Source organism: Hungatella sp. SL.1.14, from assembly GCF_024460495.1.
GTDB classification, from domain to species: domain Bacteria; phylum Bacillota; class Clostridia; order Lachnospirales; family Lachnospiraceae; genus Hungatella; species Hungatella hathewayi.
Genome location: NZ_JANFYJ010000002.1, coordinates 258,703 through 277,623, shown reverse-complemented (window position 1 = coordinate 277,623; position 18,921 = coordinate 258,703). Strand labels below are relative to the sequence as shown.

Here is an 18,921-nt window from a genome sequence, read left to right as displayed (position 1 = left end):
CGGGAATGGCGAACACATGCATTTTGTGTCCGACAATCCCGGCCATTTTTGTGGTGAGTAGGAAGCGGGGCGGACACGGGATATGAAATCTCCCTGCGCGTCCCCGCACCCAAAGCCGAGAAAGAACCTCTGTCCAGAGTATCTCTCTTTAGTTTCCTGTCTTTTTTTATTTTTATTCATTCTTTTAATCTGCACAAATCCGGTTACCGGAACAGGGACTTAATTTCATCCGGATGGCTGATGATATACTTTGGCTTAAACGCCTCCAGTTCCGCTCTGTCCCGGAATCCCCACAGAACCCCTGCTGTATCCATGCCGGCGTTAATTCCTGTTCTCATATCGGTATTGGTATCTCCAAAATAGAGGCATTCCGACGGTTTTACATGAAATTCCTCCGCCGTTTTAAGGGCGCCCTCGGGATCCGGCTTACACTTTATACCGTTTCCCTCGCCGGTTATCTTATCAAAAAAGCCGGGGCCGTAGACTGTCTCCACACACTCGACGGCACGGTCATGGGCCTTGTTCGTCACCACCGCAATCCGGATTCCCTTTTCCTTCAGCATCGTCAAAAATTCCGGCATACCGGCATACGGTTCCACCTGATACAAACAGTACTTTTTAAACATCTCATCATAGACCTCCAGCGCCGCCTCATAATGAGTAAGCTCTGTGTCCCCGCAGTATTTAAGCGTCCGTTCCATCAGCTTTTTATATCCGTCTCCCACAAAATACTTAACGCGGTACTCATCCATGGGGCCATAGCCAAACTGTTTTATCGTCTCATTCACCGTTTTCCTTAAAGAATGCAGTGTATTGATAATCGTTCCATCCAAATCAAATATGCAGCACTGGTACATCCTTCTGTCCTCCCTGTTCTTCCCACCGCTTCTGTACACTGCTTAAAAGCCACATGACATCCCGGGAAAGGGCCATGCTCTCTGACACAAGATGTTCCGACACAGCCTTTTCCATATCTTCCACCTCGTATTCCAAAGCCTTTTTGCTGTCGCCGCAGGCAATCTCCTCCCTCCCTCCGTCTGCAGTATAGACAATGGCGGCCCGGTCTGCTCTCGGATATTCAGAGACCTCGATATAGCCCAGTTCACCGGCTACGACGCCGCGCTTCGGCTGTTTGGCTCTCATGGAGAGTGCGATAACCGCCATCTGTCCGTTTTCTCCCATAAGGACGATCCCGGACTCTTCATCTACCCCCGTCTCAAACCGTTTCACTGCTGACAGCACCGTATCCGGTCTCTCATCAAGAAAATACCTGGCAAAGGATACGGCGTACGTCCCGATATCAAGAAGCGCGCCTCCGGCCAGTTCTTTACGAAAGAACCGGCTGGTCACATCGTAAGGCTTACAGCTTCCGAAATTGACGGAAATCATCTTTACCGGGCCGATTGCTCCCGAATCCACGATCTCCTTAAGCTTTTTATAGAGCGGCATATGAAAAATCGTCATGGCCTCCATCACCACCACGCCCTTTTCCTCCGCCAGCGCAGCCGCTTCCTCCAGCTCCGCGGACGAAACCGTTATGGCCTTCTCACAAAGAACGTGTTTTCCAGCCAGAACCGCCTGTCTGATGTAATCGAAATGCATGTTATGAGGCGTGGCAATGTATACAATATCCACATTCTCATCTGCAAGCAGTGCAGCCCCATCCGCAAACGCGTGAAGAACTCCATTCTCCGCCGCAAAGCGCTCCGCCTTCTCTCTGCTCGTCCCACAGACACCATAGACGGTGCCGCGGCAGGCAGTCAGGGCTGCCGCCATCTCCCGCGCAATGGATCCGGTTCCTATGATTCCCCAGTTATATGTTTTCATCATTTTGCCTCCTTTATGACAAGTTCAAGTTCCATGCAGCACCGGTCGATCTGCTTTTTCCACTCACGGAACCACTGTTTTACCAATTCAGGTTCTCCCCTCACAGTTCTTTTGCATCTTCAGGCAGCCCTCTTACATGGCGGAAAAAATGGAGACTCGCCTCCGCTTCTCTCTTATCGTACTGAAATCCCAGCTGCTCCGCCACAGCCAGAGCAGTCTCGTGAAACAGCACGCACATAGTGTCTGCCGCTTCCCACATCTCGTCCGCGCTGCCGCCCGCATACGTTTTCATCAGACGGGACCACTCCTCCTGCGATAAATAACGGTACAGATACTTTCCGGATTTTCCCGGACTGCACGTGAAATCCGTGTCGATTCCTGCCTTCCAGGACAGAAGCCTTATCAGCTGGGGACGCACATGGAAATTAACCATATCCTGTGCGTACGGTATCTCTTTTCTCCACAGCCCCTTCGCCACATTGTTCAGGCACCACCAGAATTCATTGCAGACAGAGAGAAACCGGCTCTCCTCCGGCCGTTTCACCCGGTAAAACTCCGCCGCCGGCTCCGGCGCTTCCGCCAGGCAGCCATCCTTATCATACAGAATCCGGAACATCCGGTCCTCCTCCATCGCACGTAAGGCCCAGGAAAGCGTCTGCACATGCAGGTCCAGACGGTTACCATCGGCAAACTGGATAAGCCATCCGTAGCAGTTGGTCACATCCGAAGGATACTCGCTGTTCTCCTCCGGATACTGCATATAGAGGCGCTCCCCAAACCGGTCGATCCATGTTCTGTCCTCCCGGAAGGATTCCGTCTCTGTCACAACATAAGCAATATCATAATCCTGAAAAATATCGTGTTTCGCCTCCGGATTAACCCGGGATCCATTCATATATACGGCGCGGATTCGGCCGTCCGCCTTTGCCGCATCGAGAATCATTGAAAACATTTCCTGTTCTGTCCGCATAAAAAGCTCCTCCTTTTTTATCCTCATTTTACCAGAATCGGAAATCCTGTACAAGATTAGAATTTTCCATGGTGCATAAACGTACCCTCTCCACCTCATACTAAAAATACCGATTAGAAATGGAGGAAATGGGATTATGAATAAAAATATGAAATACTGGGCGGCCGGAATCATAGCCGCCGTCGTCATCATCGCGGTCGCCGTCTTTGCCGCGGCCGGAAGCCGTAAGAAAGCCCCGCTTTCACCTGCACCTGCGGAGACGGAAAGCAGCAGCCAGTCCACCGAACAGTCATCCGGGGCCGCGGAAAGCCAGAATCATATGGATCACAGCGCCCATGGAACCAGCAGCGCAGCCGCTGACGACGACACAAACCGTTACCTGCAGCGCCAGGACGAAATCATGAGGAACATGATGCGCGACATGGAGAACATTCCCAAGACGGGAAACGCTTCCATCGACTTTTTAAACGGCATGATTCCTCATCACGAGTCCGCGGTCGAGATGGCTGACAGTTATCTCGAATACGGCGGAAACAATGAAACGCTGAAAAAGCTGGCCGAAACCATCAAAACCACCCAGACGGAAGAGATCCGGCAGATGAGGGATCTGATCAGAAAGTATGAGGCGGAAGGCCATAACGATGCAGACCAGGAAAGCGCCTATTTAGAGGAATACGACAAGATGCTGGATCACGATCATTCCATGAACAAGGCAGGCACCGACAGCCTCGATCACGCATTTGCCGAAGGCATGATCATGCACCACCAGATGGCTGTCGACATGGCCAAATCGATTCTCGAGTACACCAATTACGAGGAAATCAGGACTCTCGCCCAGAGCATCATCGATGCGCAGGAAAAAGAGATCGAGGAGATGAAGCAATTTACCTCTTAAACTCCGGTTCTTTCATACAGCATATCGCAAAGCTCCGCGATATGCTGTTACTGTTTCTCCGCCGCTCCCATTGGCAGCTGTCCAGCCGTAAATTCTCCCGGTCACACTTTCAGCAGCGCCCGGTCCAGTTCCGCCACCATACGTGCAATCACGTCGTTAACTTCCCCATCCGGATTGTACATCACGGTAAATAAACGCTCCAGATTTTCCTCAAACCGGTCCGGCAGATTTTCACAGCTCTCCTTACACAGCGTCACGAGACGCTTCTCCCCCGGATGGGTCCGTCCGTTCATGGCAAAAATAATATCAAAATAGCTGGCCAGAAATTCCGTTGTCCTGTGATTAACGCTGACAAGATCTCTCCTGGCCCAGGCCTTCCGTATCTGTGCATCGTAAGACGGAAGCACACCACTTAAGAGCACCCTGTTTTTCCGGATAATTTCGTCCCTCAGTTTCTCCGGACAGGGGACATCAAACCGCTTTTTCATCGCTTCCAGTTCTCCGTCTCTGTCATACACAATCCTGCACGTGGCCAGATTGTGCCACATACAGGTGGTATATCCGCAGGAGGCCCGAAACTGCTCCACAACCGCGGCTATTTCCCGCTCAAATTCCTTCCTGTTCCGATAAATAAGATCGATATCCACGCCGTCCTTCAGCGTACAGTTGTCCTCCGCCTCCCAGTAGTGATTCCCGATTTCCATAGTGCTGCAGTACTTTTCCAGGATGCTTCTGCGCTTCTCTTCCGGAATTTCCTTTTCTACATATACATAGATATCGTAATCTGACTTCTCATCGGCTCTTCCTGTGGCTCTGGAGCCCCCCACAGCCACAGCCGAGGTCTCCGGGCATAAAGAGAGCTCTTCCAGAAGCAGGGCAGCTTCCTTTTGGATCATCGGCAGACCGGTTTCTTCCTTCTTTTTACTCATATCATTTTCTCCTCTATTCTATACCGGCCAGCTCCAGCCTTCCATGGTACCAGCTGCTGACTCCGTTCTTCTTAATCAGGCTTCCCAGGGCGTTTACCTCCACCAGTTCCACTCGCTCTCCCGGCTTCACTTCCATATGGTAGTCACAGAAATCGTCACAGCGCAGCGTTCCATCCCGCTCATACAGATAGTCTTTTGGCACTGAAAACACAGTATCTGTGGTCAGATGGCGAAGGCGTACCAGACCCGGCCCCGCACTCTGTCCCGCCAGAAGCTCCACGCGGTTATCCGTATACTGAATGGATATCCTGGTTTTTTGCTCTTTCTGGCCGTCAACCGCCGTCATCTCCGGAAATCCTCCATAGGATGTCCAGCTGACTTCCTCTATGGTTCCCCTGGGATCCTCGATCATCAGGCAGTTAAGCTGACCATCCCGCTTCAGGCCGCAGCCTCCGTCTATACTTATAATATTTTTCTCCCTGTCAATCAACGGGTTAAATTCCGCCACCTCATGACGGTAGAGGCAAACGGGCCAGTGGCCTGCCACGACGCAGCGGTCGAAACTTCCGCCTCTGTTCCGAAAATCATCGAACTTTAAAACCGGAGTGGCCTCCTGTCCTTCCATCTCTTCCCAGCCATTTGGAAGCCCGCCGTGTACAAAGATAAAATTTCCCGCTTCCACGATGGAAGGCAGTCCTGACAGGAATTCCAGCTCCGCCCGCCCATAGGCCTGAACCCGTTTCTTTGCGGCAGCTGTCTCCTCTTCTGTCCGTGGATGCTCTATCCCCATTTCATCACAAAAATCCAGAAAAAGGCTGCCTCCCCACCGTTCCTTTGCCGTTTGTATAAATTCAGCCAGTGCCCTCGTCATCTCCGGTTCCCTGCTCCCGATCAGTTCCAGCTGCCAGCAGTCCACATTTCCCGAAATCACATGGACGTTAGGGAGTTTTCCAAGCTCCATCACATACCGGAGCGTCTCTAATGAATACGGTCCCTTCTCAATGATGTCACCATCGATAATCAGTTCGTCAGCTTCACAGAACCCGGCCCTTTCCAGCACCTTTTTCAAAAAGTGAACGTGTCCGTGTATATCGCTGACCGCCAGAATCCGGCGTCCCTGCGGGATATCCAGACTCTCTCGTCTTATTGTTAGCATTCTCTCGTTTCCTTTCGCTGCCTCTCATTTTCTGTCAATTATACCATCCTGCTGGGAAAATGGCACGGGAAACATTTGAGAGCTGCGGGGAAATTGCGGCTGAACGATGGTGACTGTTCGAAATGATGATACCAGAAATGAAGAGGCTGACATTGCAGAAAAAGGGAAAGATCAGTGTTTGATCCAACTGATCTTCCCCTTTTCTCTTTCCTTAACAGGACGATTACGCTTCAGTTTTATTCTTTTTCAGTGCTGCCAGAATCACACAGCCGACCACCGATCCGATCACAATCGCTGCAAGATAGCCAAATGGATTGCCAATCGTCGGAAGCACGAAGATTCCACCGTGAGGAGCACGCAGCGTACAGTTTAACGCCATGGAAAGCCCGCCTGCCACGGCTGATCCGATGATACAGGACGGAATCACGCGCAGCGGATCCGATGCTGCAAACGGTATGGCTCCTTCGGAAATAAAGGACAGACCCATGATATAGTTTACCAGACCGGACTGGCGCTCTTTCTCTGTGAATTTCTTTTTAAAAAATGTAGTGCACAGCGCGATTGCGATCGGCGGAACCATACCGCCTGCCATCACGGCTGCCATAATATCGAAATTTCCTTCCGCCAGCTGCGCCGTACCGAACACGTATGCCGCCTTATTTACCGGGCCGCCCATATCCACGGACATCATGCCGCCGACAACGGCTCCGAGAATCACCTTGCTGGTACCGCCCATGCCGTTTAAGAGATGGGTCAGACCGTCATTGATCGCCCCGACGAAGGGGTTGATAAAGGTGGTGACAACCGCAACCAGGAAAATACCCAGCAGCGGATATAAGAGAACAGGCTTGATCCCTTCCAGGGATTTCGGAAGCTTCTTAAATACTTTCTTTAACAGGACAACGATATAACCGCCGATAAAACCAGCCAGTAAGGCGCCGAGAAAGCCTGAGTTCACATCTCCGCCTGCCGGATTCATGAAAGTGGCTCCCATCTTTGCCACCATGCCGCCTACGAAACCGACTGCCAGGCCGGGACGGTCTGCAATGCTCATGGCGATGTAACCGGCCAAAACCGGAAGCATCATGCCAAACGCCTGTTCTCCGATGGTCTTTAGGTAGGCTGCAACCGGTGTATTCTTTCCGAAATTCGCCGGATTGATGGAATAATCATCGAACAGGAATGCCAGTGCGATTAAAAGTCCGCCGCCGATTACGAACGGAAGCATATGGGAGACGCCGTTCATCAGGTGCTTATAGATCGTATGGCCAAGGCCTTCGTTTTCTCCGCCTTCCTCTGATGCAGCGGCACCTGTATGGTGATAGACCGGAGCCTCACCGCTCACAGCCCGTTTAATCAGCTCCTCGCCCTTCTGAATTCCATCGGAAACAGAAGCCTTCACCACGTGTTTTCCGTCAAAACGGGCCATGTCTACATTCTTGTCTGCCGCGATGATGATTCCGTCGGCAGCGGCAATCTCTTCCTTCGTCAAAACATTGGCCGCGCCCTCGGCTCCGTTGGTCTCGGATTTCACCGGGATTCCCATCTTCTTTCCCAGCTGTTCCAGGTTCTCAGCCGCCATAAAGGTATGGGCGATACCTGTAGGGCAAGCGGTCACAGCGAGAACACGGTAACCGGCAGCGCCGGATTTCGCAGTCTCATGGACTGCCGGTGCCGCATCACTCGCCTTCGTTTCCTCTTTGCGCGCCTTTTTCTCATAACGCTCGGATTCCTTGTCATCGATCAGCTGTAAAAATTCCTCTTTTGACTCCGCATGGATTAAATCGTTTTTAAAATCAGGGTCCATGAGAAGCGTTGACAGACGGGACAGCGCTTCCAGATGAACATCCGCTCCCCCCTCCGGGGCCGCGATCATAAAGATCAGGTTCGCCAGAGAACCATCAAATGCTTCATAATCCACACCGTCAGGCACTACCATGGCCGCCAGTCCCGGCTCCTTCACCGCCGCCACCTTGGCATGGGGAATGGCGATCCCCTCACCTACCGCCGTGCTTCCCAGCGCCTCGCGGGCCAGAATTCCTTCTTTGTACCCGGCCCTGTCATTCAGCCTTCCTCCGGCCGCCATTAAGCCGATCAGCGTATCAATGGCCTCTTCCTTTGAAGAAACCTTCACACCGAGCTCGATGCTTTCTTTTTTCAATAATTCCGTTATTCTCATCTCAGAACCCCTCCTGTCGTAATTCCTCATAAAGTTTTAAAATATCTTCCCTGCAGGCCAGCCCTTCAGAAAAAGCACTGGCGCTTCCGCAGGCGCTTCCAAGCCTTAATGCGTGCTCATAATTTCCATTCTCCAGGTAGCCGGCAATGAATCCCGCCACCATGGAATCACCGGCGCCCACAGAATTCTTCACCGTTCCTTTCGGGACTCCCATGGAACATACTGCCCCGTTCTCTGCGATTAAGACAGCGCCGTCCCCCGCCATGGAGACCAGAACGTTTGCCGCTCCCTTTTCCTGCAGCTGTCTGGCGTAATATATGATTTCTTCCTCATCCTTTAATACAGTGCCGAACATCTCACCCAGCTCATGGTTATTCGGTTTAATCATGAATGGATGATAAGGAAGGACGTTCATCAGAAGATCCTTCGTCGCATCCACCACAATGCGGGTGCCCTTTCCGTCTAACCGTTCCATGATCCGCTCGTAGATCCCGTCGTCGATGGAACTGGGTATGCTTCCCGACAGGACCAAAACGTCGTCTGCCTTCAGCTTCTCAAGCCGCTTAAACAGCTTTTCCACATCCCCTTCGGTAATCTCCGGTCCCATCCCGTTGATCTCCGATTCCTCTTCTGATTTAAGCTTTACATTGATTCTGGACAAGCCGTTCTCCACCCGGATAAAATCGGACTGGAATCCCAGATTTTTCACTCCCCGTTCAATCTCGTCTCCTGTAAATCCGGCTATAAACCCCAGCGCAGTGCTCTGGAAGCCCAGAGTCTTAAGTACCGCCGATACATTGATGCCCTTACCGCCATAATAAATATCTTCCTGCACGGTTCTGTTGACCATTCCCAGCGTGAAGTGATTTACTTTTACTACATAATCCAGTGCCGGATTAAATGTCACTGTGTAAATCATATGTCACCTCTCCTCATTTTATAAAATTTTATTTCTTCCCTCTGCTATACTATATTATGATTTATCATTTTCGTCAATGTGTTTTTGCAAGAAATTTTGTTTCTTATAGATTTTCGTCACTTTCCATAAATATCCTGTGCATTTTTTCTGTTTCATCGCGTGTTTTTTGTACTTTTTTACTATGTATTTTTCCAATTATTGCTGATTTCATGCATGATTATTTTTCATTTCTCCAAAACACAGCAGAGAGTCCGGGAAACCGGACTCTCGCTCCGAAGCAAAGTTACTTTATCAGATTTTTATTTCCCTGGATGAACTTTCCTGTAAAGTCACAATTCCCGCCGCAGGCAGCGGAAAATCAAAAAGCACCCTGTACGTTTCATACAAAGTGCTTCATGTCCGTTTTCTGTCACAGAATCTTATTTCTTTTGTTTCAATCCACGCTCGGTAAATTCATCTCACCACCTTAGACGATGGGAGAATCCTTGCTAATATTTGTTGAATTTCCTCAATTATTCTTATCCTCAGAGATCGCAATCTCATGGCGTCTGATATGTTCATAAGAGTCCTTCTTGCTCACTGCCAGAAACAGATAAAGTATCTCTACCGCCATCGTAGCCGATACCCGTGAGAAGCAGAATTCGCCTAAGAGCAGCTTCTCCCTCGTTGCTGTTGTAATATGGTAATCACAGGCCTGCCCCAGCGGCGAAGCTGCATTGTTGGTAATCGCAATCATCCTGCACTGATTTTCCCTGGCCACCGCGGTGAGCGTCATCAGACGTTTGGAGAAACCGGAATTGGATATGATGATCACCACATCCTCCGGTCCCAGATTGCAGGTAAACGCCATCTGTGCCTCCCAGATCGTCCCCGACACCGCATTGATCCCCAGTTGATTCAACTTAAAGGCACCGTCTAAGGCAACCGGTATCGTATTCCCAACGGCCACCAGCTGCACCGTACGGGCATGTTCAATCAGGTCCAGAATCTTTCCGAGCTGAACCGGGTCCATCATGGACACTGTCTGTGTCAGCTCCGCCACCTTGTTGGCCAGGATGTTCTGAAGGGACTGTGCGATATTTTCGCGGCTGATATCGTTGGATACCTCCACGGAATTCCCGCGTTCCTCCGCCACCTCCTTCGCCAGAGTAATCTTTAAATGATGAAAACCGTTAAATCCGCACCGTCTGCAAAAACGCGATACCGTCGCGTCACTGGTACCGCTTGCCAATGCCAGCTCTGCGACAGTCATATCGATGATTTCACTCTTATGCTCCAGAATATAATCTGCAATCTTCTTTTCCGCCTCAAAAAAGGTATCGTAAGAAGAACAGAGGACTCCTGAAACGTTAATATGATCCTGCATGGCTCCTCTTCCTCCGTTTCTGTCACGCATGTAATTTTATTTCATCATTATAGCACGATAAGAAATAATTTGTAAAGGAAGTTTTTACCACTCTCCCGGTAACTCCCACGTATTGTGATCCTTTCCGGTGTCGCGCAGAATATCATCGATCTCCTCAAACATCCGGCTGTCCGGAAGATTCCTCTCCCATAAGCGGAATGCTTCCTCAGACTTTATCTCTTTCACATCAATGGGTGTTCCTGCGCAGTAATCCCGGTTCAGCTGGCCGTACAGCTCCGCCATCTTGCGCATGTGTTCCTCCGGCAGGCTGCTCATCTTCTGATAGATCTGCTGACTGATCACTCCCACCAGGAAATCCGTTCCGTATTCCTTAAAGTTTAACAGGTTTTCATCTGTCAGGCCGTGCTCCGCCGCATAACGCTCCATATCTGCTTCCTTCGTCGCATAGCGGAGTTCCCCGCCGTCTCCCCATGACAGGATTCCGTACTGACAGGGCGGAATGGCAAAGGAGTCCGCCACGATCTCACTGATATGATAGACGTCCTCCGGTTCTCCCGGCTCGGGCTTGTATTTCTTCGTCCGCTGCAGATGCAGATGGCCGCTGATAAAGACCGGTACACGGTATCGTTCCAGCAGCCGGATCACTTCCCCGCTGTTTTCCAGAGTACAGTCCACCGGATACAGAATACTTTCCTTCAGGAGATTGTGATGCGCAATAGGGATTACCGTAATCCCCAGTTCCTTCGCTGCCTCCAGCTGTTCCTCCATCCATTTGACCGTAGTGCTTCGTATCCTTCCTCCCACCAGGTTTACGGGGTCATACTGAGCGGAATCCAGCATCATCAGCCAGTTCTTCTCATCCAGCCGGCAGATATAGCTCAAGGAAGTCTCATCTCTGCTGATCGCCTGATCATATCCGAACTCATGGTAAATATCCAGAAATCCCTCTGCATTGACCGTCTCGGCAGCCGTCCTCTCCTCTCCGAAATAGGAGGCGGCATGGGGATTATTGATGTCGTGGTTTCCCGGAATTACGAGAACCCGCACCCCCTGGTCTGCAAGTACCTTCAGCTTCCCGGCAAGCGCCTCATGGGCCTCCTTCTCGCCGTTTAGCGTCAAATCACCGCTCAGAACCACCGCGTCGGGCATAAGCTCCGTCATCTCTTCCTTAAACACATCCATCAGCTGAGAAATATAGGGAATCAGCTTTCCGTCGTCCCGTTTCACCAGCTCGTCAAACGCCTCGCCGTAATCGGTCATGGACGATGGAAAATAATGGATGTCAGAAACTGTTACAATGGTTGGCGGCCGGTATTCTTCCACCGGCAGTTCTTCTTCCGTCTCCATCCGTCCTGTCCCTGTACGGCCGCTGTACCAGTTCCCGCGTTCCCCCTGCTGCCTGCCTTCCTCCTGCGTTTCCGCCTCGGATGGCGTCGCCTTCACACTCTCCGTCTCCCCCTCTTTACGTTCCTCCTGCGTCTCTTCGGTCTGCGGTCCTGTCGTCCAGGTTCCGCTCTCTCTGTCAGGTTCCGTCGGCGAGGAGAGTTTTCCCACAAACCACACGATGCCAAGACACATCGCAATCAATCCCGCATAAATCAGGATTATCAGCCAGTTTTTCTTCCCGTTACTCATATGATGTCACAATTTATGTACCTTTCTGTCAGTTAAGCGCTTTCTCATAAACCTTCCGCACCTTTTCCATAGTAGGCACACCCTCGTGCACCTTTACCCCGTCCACAAAATAGGTCGGTACATACCAGTAGTCCAGGGAATCTGCAAGCGCCTTCTCCCTGTTCTCATCCACAATTTTCACCTCAACCGCCTTATACTCCGGCCGCTCCTCCTTCAGCTCATCCATCATGCGCAGCGCCTGACGGCAGTAAGGACATGATTCCTGAATCATCATAAGTACCTTTTTCATCTGTATTCCAACCTTTCCGGTTCATCCTGCTGGAAAACCTGTCATTCTTTCATTTCTGCTCTTCTCATACTGCTTTTCTCATACTGTTTTACCATTCTATCATTATTTCCTCTGTATAGCAATACACATGAAAAACCGCCTCTGTCATGCGGTAACAGGGACGGTTCTCATAGGAGTCATGATTCCTTCACGGGTCAATGAAGGAAAACCCAGAGGGTTCATATATTGTATAGAATATTCACATGTAGTTAGTGTTTGCTAACTGAATATATATTAGCATATACTAACTAAAAATGCAACCACTTTTTTGAGATAATTCCTCATTTCCAGTTAATACCATCTCGTCATGGGCAGATCGTTGTTCACGCCTTTCGAGGCCAGGATCTGATGCAGGTCAATAATCCCGTTGTGAAAGGTAGCCGCACAGGAGCTCAAATAGAGTTCCCACATTCTCGCAAACTCGGTTCCCATGTTTGCCTCCACCTCCTGCCTGTGGCCGCTGAAATTACGTTCCCAGCAGCGCAGAGTCTTATAGTAGTGGCGTCTTAAGCTTTCCACATCCAGAGTATAGAACCGGTACTCTCCGAATAAATGAATCATTTCCCGAAGGCTCGGCACCATACCGCCCGGAAAGATGTATTTTCTGATCCACGGGTCCCCCGGATACTCTTTCAGCGCACTGATATAATGAAGCAGGAGAAGTCCGCCCGGCTTCAGCACAGAGTTTACATTTCTTACGAACAGTTCGTAATTGGTCCGTCCCACGTGCTCCAGCATCCCGACACTGACCACCCGGTCAAACTGTCTGCCGCTCTTCTCCAGTTCGCGGTAATCCATCCGCGCCACCTCAATCTGTCCCGTCAATCCCTCTTTTTCGATCCGCTCTTCAAATTCCTTCTGCTGTTCATGGCTTAAGGTAATTCCCAGTCCCTTTACCCCGTACTCCTTTGCGGCCCGGATCAGCAAATATCCCCAGCCGCATCCGATATCCAGCAGCGTCATGTCCTTCTTTAAACAGAGTTTTTCCAGGATTCTCTCCACTTTATTGCACTGTGCCTCATACAGGGTGTCGGTCTCATGTTTAAAGTAACCGCAGGAATAGCTCATGGTCTCATCCAGCCACAGACTGTAAAAATCATTGCCGATATCATAATGGGAGGTGACCTCCTTCTCCTGATTCTTCTTAGACTGGGAGGTAAACATCAGCTTCTTTAATTTGGACCGGTCGGTGGAAAAACGGTCCATCTGTCCCAGAAACGAATCCAGGGCCTCGAATAAGTCCCCTTCCACCTCCAGGTTCCCCTTCATGTAGGCTTCCCCCAGTGCCAGGGAAGTACTCGTCAGCAGTTCTTTCCCCTCAATGTCCTCTTTTAAATCAACCACAAAAGCCGGATTTCCGCTGCCAATGTGATGGGTTTTTCCATGGATCTTCACATCAAAGGGATGCTCATCAAAACGCTGTAAAAAAGAAATCATAAAATTATCTGTCATATTCTTCATATGCGGTTCCTCCATATTGCCGTTTACTCTCAGTGAAGTCCTCAATCACGGTCTTCCTAAAAAATTCTTTCCAGTTTTCGGTATTTTATAAGCAAAAGCGCAAACTTCCCGTTACTGCTCACGGCCAGTACGGCGTGTCACAGCCCTTTTTGGCTCTGACGCTCTTTCCGGGCCTTCATTTGCCATATCATACAAGACTTTTTCACTTAATTGTGATAAAATCAAAAAAGTTTGAAAGGAGTATGCCATGACTACATCTCAGGAACAACGCCATATATTCTACGACAGCTGTCTCGGTATCGAAGCTTATCAGTTAAGCGGCATCGTACAGAAATTTCCCAATCATTTTCATGAATGCTACGTCGTCGGCTTCATAGAAGGCGGCTGCCGCCATCTGTGGTGCCGCGGATCCGAGTACGATCTGTCGAAAGGAGATTTGATTCTCTTTAACCCGAAAGACAACCACTTCTGTTCTCCCATGAACGGGGAACTGCTGGACTACCGGGCGTTAAACATTCCCGTTCCGGTCATGAAAAGGGCTGCCGCCGACATTACCGGACGGGAATTTATCCCGCAGTTCACCGTCAATGTCGTCTATCACAGCGATATCACCACGTCACTGGCCGATGTCTACAATGCCATCGTAACCGGCGCGTCTCCTTTTGAAAAAGAGGAAGCGTTCTTTTTCCTTCTGGAACAGATTTTAAAAGAGCACAGCGCTCCTTACGAAGAGCATAACGGAGTCTTTTTGGACAGTGCCATCGCCGATACCTGTGATTATTTAAAAGAGCACTATTCCGAAAATATCACGCTGGAGGAGCTGACCGATCAGATTCACTTAAGCAAATCGTGGCTGCTCCACACCTTTACAAAGCAGACGGGAGTATCCCCGTACCGCTATCTCCAGTCTATTCGCTTGGAAGAGGCAAAGAAGCTGCTGGAGCAGGCGGTACCTCCCATCGATGCGGCCGCCAGAGCCGGTTTTACCGATCAGAGTCATTTCACCCGTTTCTTTAAGGATTTCACAGGACTGACTCCGAAACAGTATCAGAAAATATTTACAGAATCCGGCAGGGATACAGCCGCCGGTACGGAGGAATAAAACATGTCAGAAAAGCCAAACATGGCGGGCCATCTCGCGGCCGCCGTCACCATCTTCATCTGGGGAACCACCTTCATTTCAACCAAGGTTCTGCTCGTATCCTTTACACCGCTGGAAATCCTGTTTTTCCGCTTTTTTATCGGATACGCGGCGCTGTGGATCGCCGCCCCGCGCCTCCTCCACACGAAGGATATAAAAAAAGAACTGCTCTTCGCGGCAGCCGGCCTCTGCGGCGTCACGCTCTATTTCCTGATGGAAAATTTCGCGCTGACTCTGACCCAGGCAGCCAACGTAAGCATTATCATCTCCGTGGCCCCGTTCTTCACCAGCCTGTTCGACTGGCTGTTCATGAAGGGGGAAAAGCCGGGCCGCCGTTTCTTAACCGGCTTCACGGCGGCCATGCTGGGAATCTCCCTCTTAAGCTTTCAGAAGGGTACCGGCGTCCAGTTGAGTCCCAAAGGAGATTTGCTGGCGCTTGCGGCGGCAATCACCTGGGCGGCCTACTCCATTCTTACGAAAAAAATCGGAAGCTATGGGTACGGAACCATTGAAAGCACCCGCAGAACCTTTTTTTACGGTCTTATCTTTATGGTACCGGCGCTGTTTTTCCTGCCCTTCCAGATTGCACCGGCGCGTTTTATGGTAATGCAGAACGCACTCAACATCCTCTTCCTGGGATTCGGCGCTTCCGCTCTCTGCTTCGTAACCTGGAATTTTGCAGTCAGAGCCCTGGGCTCCGTAAAGACAAGCGTCTACATCTATGCCGTTCCCGTCATCACGGTAATTACTTCCTTAATCTTTCTGCACGAGGTTATTACCTGGCAGTCCGCATGCGGAATTGTACTGACTCTGGCCGGGCTGATACTCTCAGAGAGCCGGATCACGTTAAAACAGACAGCCAGAAAACCTTCGGTTGACATCGGTATGGACAGACCTTAAAATGGGAGTAACCGATCAGCCAGTCTGATCGAATCTGTCATTACAAAGGAGAACTGCTGTCATGATAAAAAAATGTTTGCTGGCCGCCGCAGTTACAGCCGCGGCCCTGCTGTGCCTGACCGGCTGTCAGCCCAAAGAAGACCCGCTCCAGCTCGGGAGTACTGCCGTTGTGCTGGAGACTGACGAAGCTCAAAACGGGCTTAACGGAACGGAGGCAGACCTCTCCCTCCAGGCGGAAGCCGTCCCCGAAGTAACCGCAGGCAGGGCCGCCTCCCTGGAAGAATCAGACTATAAAGGCTTTGCCGGGCAGATCCAGAAGGTTTTCTCAGAGCGTGATATCGAAGCGCTGTCCAGGCTTTGCGCCTATCCCGTTTACGTTACGACAGAAGCCAACACGGAGGGACAGGATGTTGCGGACGCCGCAGCACTGATATCGCAGAAGGACGATATCTTTACAGACGCCATGCTTCAGGCCGTCGCCGGAGTGGATCCGGAAGAGCTGACGCCGTCACAGGCCGGCATCTTCATCGGCAGCGAATCCGGATCGCCCGGTCTCTTCTTTTCTTTAACCGAGGATGGACAGCTGAATATTATGGGCATTAATTCAGAGGTAATCGACCAATAAAAACAACACTTTTCAATATCTGTTGCTTAAGCAACAACTTTTCCGATCTGTTGCTTGATCTTTGATGGAAATCTGCTTAAACTTGGACTCAAATTCAAACCACCGGACAGTTACCGGAGGAGAATCAAGGGAGGAATGAATATGTATAAGCAGTTAAAGGAACTCGTCACCCAGTACGTGGATGTCAGCCCGGAATCCATCACCAGAGATTCCCGCTTCGTTGAAGACTTAGGATTTGACTCTCTGGATTTTATCGCAATGATCGGAGATATTGAAGAACACTTTCAGATTGAGACGGACATCAGCGATCTGCTTGAAATCAAAACCGTGGACGACATGTTCCGTTATATCGAACGTGTTGCCGTATCATAAAGGCAGCTCGCTGAACATTGTTTGCAATTGCAGATATGCGAAAGAAGCGGTTTGAGGAATCATACTCCCCAAACCGCTTCTTTCTAAATTTTTGGCCGCCTCTGCCATAATGCTTCAGCCAGAACGTACCTCATCAGTTATCACAAAATATCCTTCATTCCATTCAAAAATACATTGCTGATAAAACCGGCTACCATCTCGGGCGGGCTTTCAAACCCCTCTTTCATCCATTTATGCAGGACACCCACCACACCTCCGATAGAATAGGCTACTGCATATTCGCGGCTCAGCTTGTCCCCGTCATTCTCCTTCCCGGATAATCCCGCCATGTACTCTGAGATCATTTTCAGCAGCTTTTTGATAAACCGGCTCTCCTGGCCATTGGTCAGCACACAGTACACAGTCCTGTTCTCATAAATGTACTGGCAGAAGCATTCAAAATACCGGCGGCTGACATCCTCTTCCCGGTTGGGATGAAACCCCCGCATCATCTCCAGCACGTGTTCCATGACTCCATCCTCGATCTGCTCCAGAAGATCGTAGATATCCTGGTAATGGTGGTAGAACGTACAGCGGTTTATCCCCGCCCGTTCCGTCAAATCCCTGATCGTAATCCGGTCGACTGATTTTACCTTCAGAAGCTCCAAAAACGCCTCCTGCAAAAGCCTGTCCGTTCTGCTGTAACGCAAATCCTTTTTCTCACCACTCAAGGCTGTTCCTCCTGTTCTGCCAGACGAATTTCCCCTTCCCCCGCTACACAGGCCGATACAATATACTTCTCTGCCAGCTTCCACTGCCGGAAACTCCAGCCGGTCTTTTCACACGCGATTTCCCCATTTTTACCAATCTGAAAGGATATATCCTGTAAGGGCACGGTAATCCCGCATCCTACCGCCTTCACATAGCTTTCCTTCAGAGTCCAGAACCGGAAAAACAACTCCTCCCGCTCCGATTCTCCCGCCTCCTTCATCTGCCGGAGCTCGGCATCAGAAAGTACTCTTTTTAAGAGCGGCTCCCGGTACGGCCGCACGCACTCCGCGTCAATCCCCACGGTGCAATCCCCGATGGCAAGCACGGCAAGCCCCATGCAGTGGCTGATATTAAAGTGAATCAGCGGATACTCTTTTAAGTATGGCTTTCCATGCGCTCCCTCAGCCAGTTCCGGCGTCCGTCCTTCCCCGCATCCTATCCCATACCGTTCTCTCAGAGCTCTCCGCAGAAGCCAAAGCCCTTGTTCGTGCTCGGTCTCCCTCTTGTTTCCGCCTGTCCCCGGTTCAAAAAAAGCGTGATAAATCCAGACCATAGTGTCTCCAACTCCTGATTTCAACCAATTTTCCTTTCATTCTACCATAGCCTGCGGCAAATGTCACTTCACTATTTCTGCCGGAATTTTCTATTACTCAATAAAAAAACCTTGTCCCGTCCGGCCTGCCCATGTTATACTGCTATTACAAAACCGATGATAGCCTTTATAGGAAGCTATCGCAACAGGAATCCGGCTTCTGTCCGCATTCCGTTCTGCCAGTTTCATCAGGCATTCTCTGTCCGTTCGGACGAAAGAATTCCCACATCACCAGAATTTCATGTAAATAATACCAGAAAAATAAGCAGGGCTATTGTCTGTTTTACAGAAAAATATTATAATGGAGATAGGTTCTTATATAGCTGGAATGGAGGCTGTATGAGCAATACGAACAATGCAGACGGCTCGAAAGACATCCCGGACAACTTTCCGGCGGAAGATTTGGTCTTAAAGAGCTCCATGCAGTTTTTCGGGGAAGAACTGAACCGTTCTGATCTTGTTCCCCTTCTGCTCACCACACTGATGTCAGGTACCATGGATCAGAAGGACCGGATTCTTACGGCAAACCGCCTGATTACCGAATCCGGCACCCTCCCTTGGCCGGACCTGGTAAAAATGCAGGCGGTACTGTACACATTCGCAAACAAGTTTCTGTCAAACGACGATTTAGACAAGGTAAAGGAGGTCATGTTCATGACACGATTAGGCCAGATGCTGGTGAATGATGGAATTGAAATAGGCATTGAAAAAGGAATTGAAAAGGGTGCCCTTGCACTGATTTCCGTTTGCCGGGAAATCGGACTTTCCTACGATGATACCCGCAGAAAACTGATTGAAAAACTGGAGTTGGATGCTCCGGCTGCCAAAAGATATATGGAAGAATTCTGGACCCGGTCCTCTCTGTAACCGTCAAAA

19 protein-coding genes are annotated in these 18,921 nt (G+C 50.2%); 6 read left to right on the top strand and 13 right to left on the bottom strand.

What is annotated here, in order from left to right:
• Positions 1–203: 203 nt before the first annotated feature.
• The 3 genes from NE473_RS03540 to NE473_RS03530 form a co-directional block, all read right to left on the bottom strand.
• Positions 204–857, bottom strand: a complete 654-nt coding sequence (locus tag NE473_RS03540; RefSeq protein ID WP_055650028.1) for an HAD family hydrolase — start codon at positions 855–857, stop codon at positions 204–206.
• Complete coding sequence (locus NE473_RS03535) at positions 835–1,827, bottom strand: Gfo/Idh/MocA family protein (protein WP_055650027.1); 993 nt, start codon at positions 1,825–1,827, stop codon at positions 835–837. Before NE473_RS03535 ends, NE473_RS03540 begins: the two co-directional genes overlap by 23 nt.
• Positions 1,828–1,927: 100 nt before the next feature.
• Positions 1,928–2,797, bottom strand: a complete 870-nt coding sequence (locus tag NE473_RS03530) for an aminoglycoside 6-adenylyltransferase (protein ID WP_055650026.1) — start codon at positions 2,795–2,797, stop codon at positions 1,928–1,930.
• A gap of 136 nt (positions 2,798–2,933) precedes the next feature.
• Between NE473_RS03530 and NE473_RS03525 the strand changes: the two genes are divergently transcribed.
• Positions 2,934–3,692 (top strand): DUF305 domain-containing protein, encoded by a 759-nt coding sequence (locus NE473_RS03525; RefSeq protein ID WP_055650025.1) that lies wholly within the window; start codon positions 2,934–2,936, stop codon positions 3,690–3,692.
• A gap of 101 nt (positions 3,693–3,793) precedes the next feature.
• Here NE473_RS03525 and NE473_RS03520 read toward each other — a convergent pair whose 3' ends face one another.
• The 8 genes from NE473_RS03520 to NE473_RS03485 all read right to left on the bottom strand — a co-directional run bounded on the left by NE473_RS03520 (position 3,794) and on the right by NE473_RS03485 (position 13,665).
• The gene (locus tag NE473_RS03520) at positions 3,794–4,621 is read right to left on the bottom strand and encodes a nucleotidyltransferase domain-containing protein (protein ID WP_155521587.1); all 828 of its coding nucleotides are present in this window, start codon (positions 4,619–4,621) and stop codon (positions 3,794–3,796) included.
• Positions 4,622–4,634: 13 nt separating this feature from the next.
• On the bottom strand, positions 4,635–5,777 hold the full coding sequence (locus NE473_RS03515) for a metallophosphoesterase (RefSeq protein WP_055650024.1): 1,143 nt from the start codon (positions 5,775–5,777) through the stop codon (positions 4,635–4,637).
• A 223-nt stretch (positions 5,778–6,000) separates the two neighbouring features.
• A complete protein-coding gene (locus NE473_RS03510) occupies positions 6,001–7,956 on the bottom strand; it encodes a PTS fructose transporter subunit IIABC (protein ID WP_055650023.1) in 1,956 nt (651 codons plus the stop codon).
• 1 nt (position 7,957) lies between these two features.
• Positions 7,958–8,875, bottom strand: a complete 918-nt coding sequence (pfkB, locus tag NE473_RS03505; protein WP_055650022.1) for a 1-phosphofructokinase — start codon at positions 8,873–8,875, stop codon at positions 7,958–7,960.
• A gap of 508 nt (positions 8,876–9,383) precedes the next feature.
• Positions 9,384–10,241, bottom strand: coding sequence for a MurR/RpiR family transcriptional regulator (locus NE473_RS03500; protein ID WP_022033516.1), 858 nt, complete (start codon positions 10,239–10,241; stop codon positions 9,384–9,386).
• A gap of 84 nt (positions 10,242–10,325) precedes the next feature.
• Entirely contained in the window at positions 10,326–11,876 is a 1,551-nt protein-coding gene (locus NE473_RS03495) for a metallophosphoesterase (RefSeq protein WP_155560767.1), read from the bottom strand.
• A 28-nt stretch (positions 11,877–11,904) separates the two neighbouring features.
• Complete coding sequence (locus tag NE473_RS03490; RefSeq protein WP_006774069.1) at positions 11,905–12,165, bottom strand: thioredoxin family protein; 261 nt, start codon at positions 12,163–12,165, stop codon at positions 11,905–11,907.
• 330 nt (positions 12,166–12,495) lie between these two features.
• Positions 12,496–13,665: an SAM-dependent methyltransferase gene (locus NE473_RS03485; protein WP_055650020.1), complete on the bottom strand. Its 1,170-nt coding sequence runs from the start codon at positions 13,663–13,665 to the stop codon at positions 12,496–12,498.
• 247 nt (positions 13,666–13,912) lie between these two features.
• Between NE473_RS03485 and NE473_RS03480 the strand changes: the two genes are divergently transcribed.
• From NE473_RS03480 to NE473_RS03465, 4 genes are all read left to right on the top strand, one after another.
• Positions 13,913–14,767 (top strand): AraC family transcriptional regulator, encoded by an 855-nt coding sequence (locus NE473_RS03480; RefSeq protein ID WP_022033519.1) that lies wholly within the window; start codon positions 13,913–13,915, stop codon positions 14,765–14,767.
• A gap of 3 nt (positions 14,768–14,770) precedes the next feature.
• Positions 14,771–15,706: a DMT family transporter gene (locus NE473_RS03475; protein WP_006774064.1), complete on the top strand. Its 936-nt coding sequence runs from the start codon at positions 14,771–14,773 to the stop codon at positions 15,704–15,706.
• Between the two features lie 61 nt (positions 15,707–15,767).
• On the top strand, positions 15,768–16,331 hold the full coding sequence (locus NE473_RS03470) for a hypothetical protein (protein WP_055650019.1): 564 nt from the start codon (positions 15,768–15,770) through the stop codon (positions 16,329–16,331).
• Between the two features lie 141 nt (positions 16,332–16,472).
• Entirely contained in the window at positions 16,473–16,703 is a 231-nt protein-coding gene (locus tag NE473_RS03465) for an acyl carrier protein (RefSeq protein WP_022033521.1), read from the top strand.
• Positions 16,704–16,843: 140 nt separating this feature from the next.
• Here NE473_RS03465 and NE473_RS03460 read toward each other — a convergent pair whose 3' ends face one another.
• The gene (locus tag NE473_RS03460; protein WP_006774061.1) at positions 16,844–17,413 is read right to left on the bottom strand and encodes a TetR/AcrR family transcriptional regulator; all 570 of its coding nucleotides are present in this window, start codon (positions 17,411–17,413) and stop codon (positions 16,844–16,846) included.
• Positions 17,410–18,006, bottom strand: a complete 597-nt coding sequence (locus NE473_RS03455) for a 4'-phosphopantetheinyl transferase family protein (protein ID WP_055650018.1) — start codon at positions 18,004–18,006, stop codon at positions 17,410–17,412. The genes NE473_RS03460 and NE473_RS03455 overlap by 4 nt, the downstream gene beginning before the upstream one ends.
• Before the next feature lie 378 nt (positions 18,007–18,384).
• Between NE473_RS03455 and NE473_RS03450 the strand changes: the two genes are divergently transcribed.
• Positions 18,385–18,912, top strand: coding sequence for a hypothetical protein (locus tag NE473_RS03450; protein WP_070102785.1), 528 nt, complete (start codon positions 18,385–18,387; stop codon positions 18,910–18,912).
• Positions 18,913–18,921: the final 9 nt, after the last annotated feature.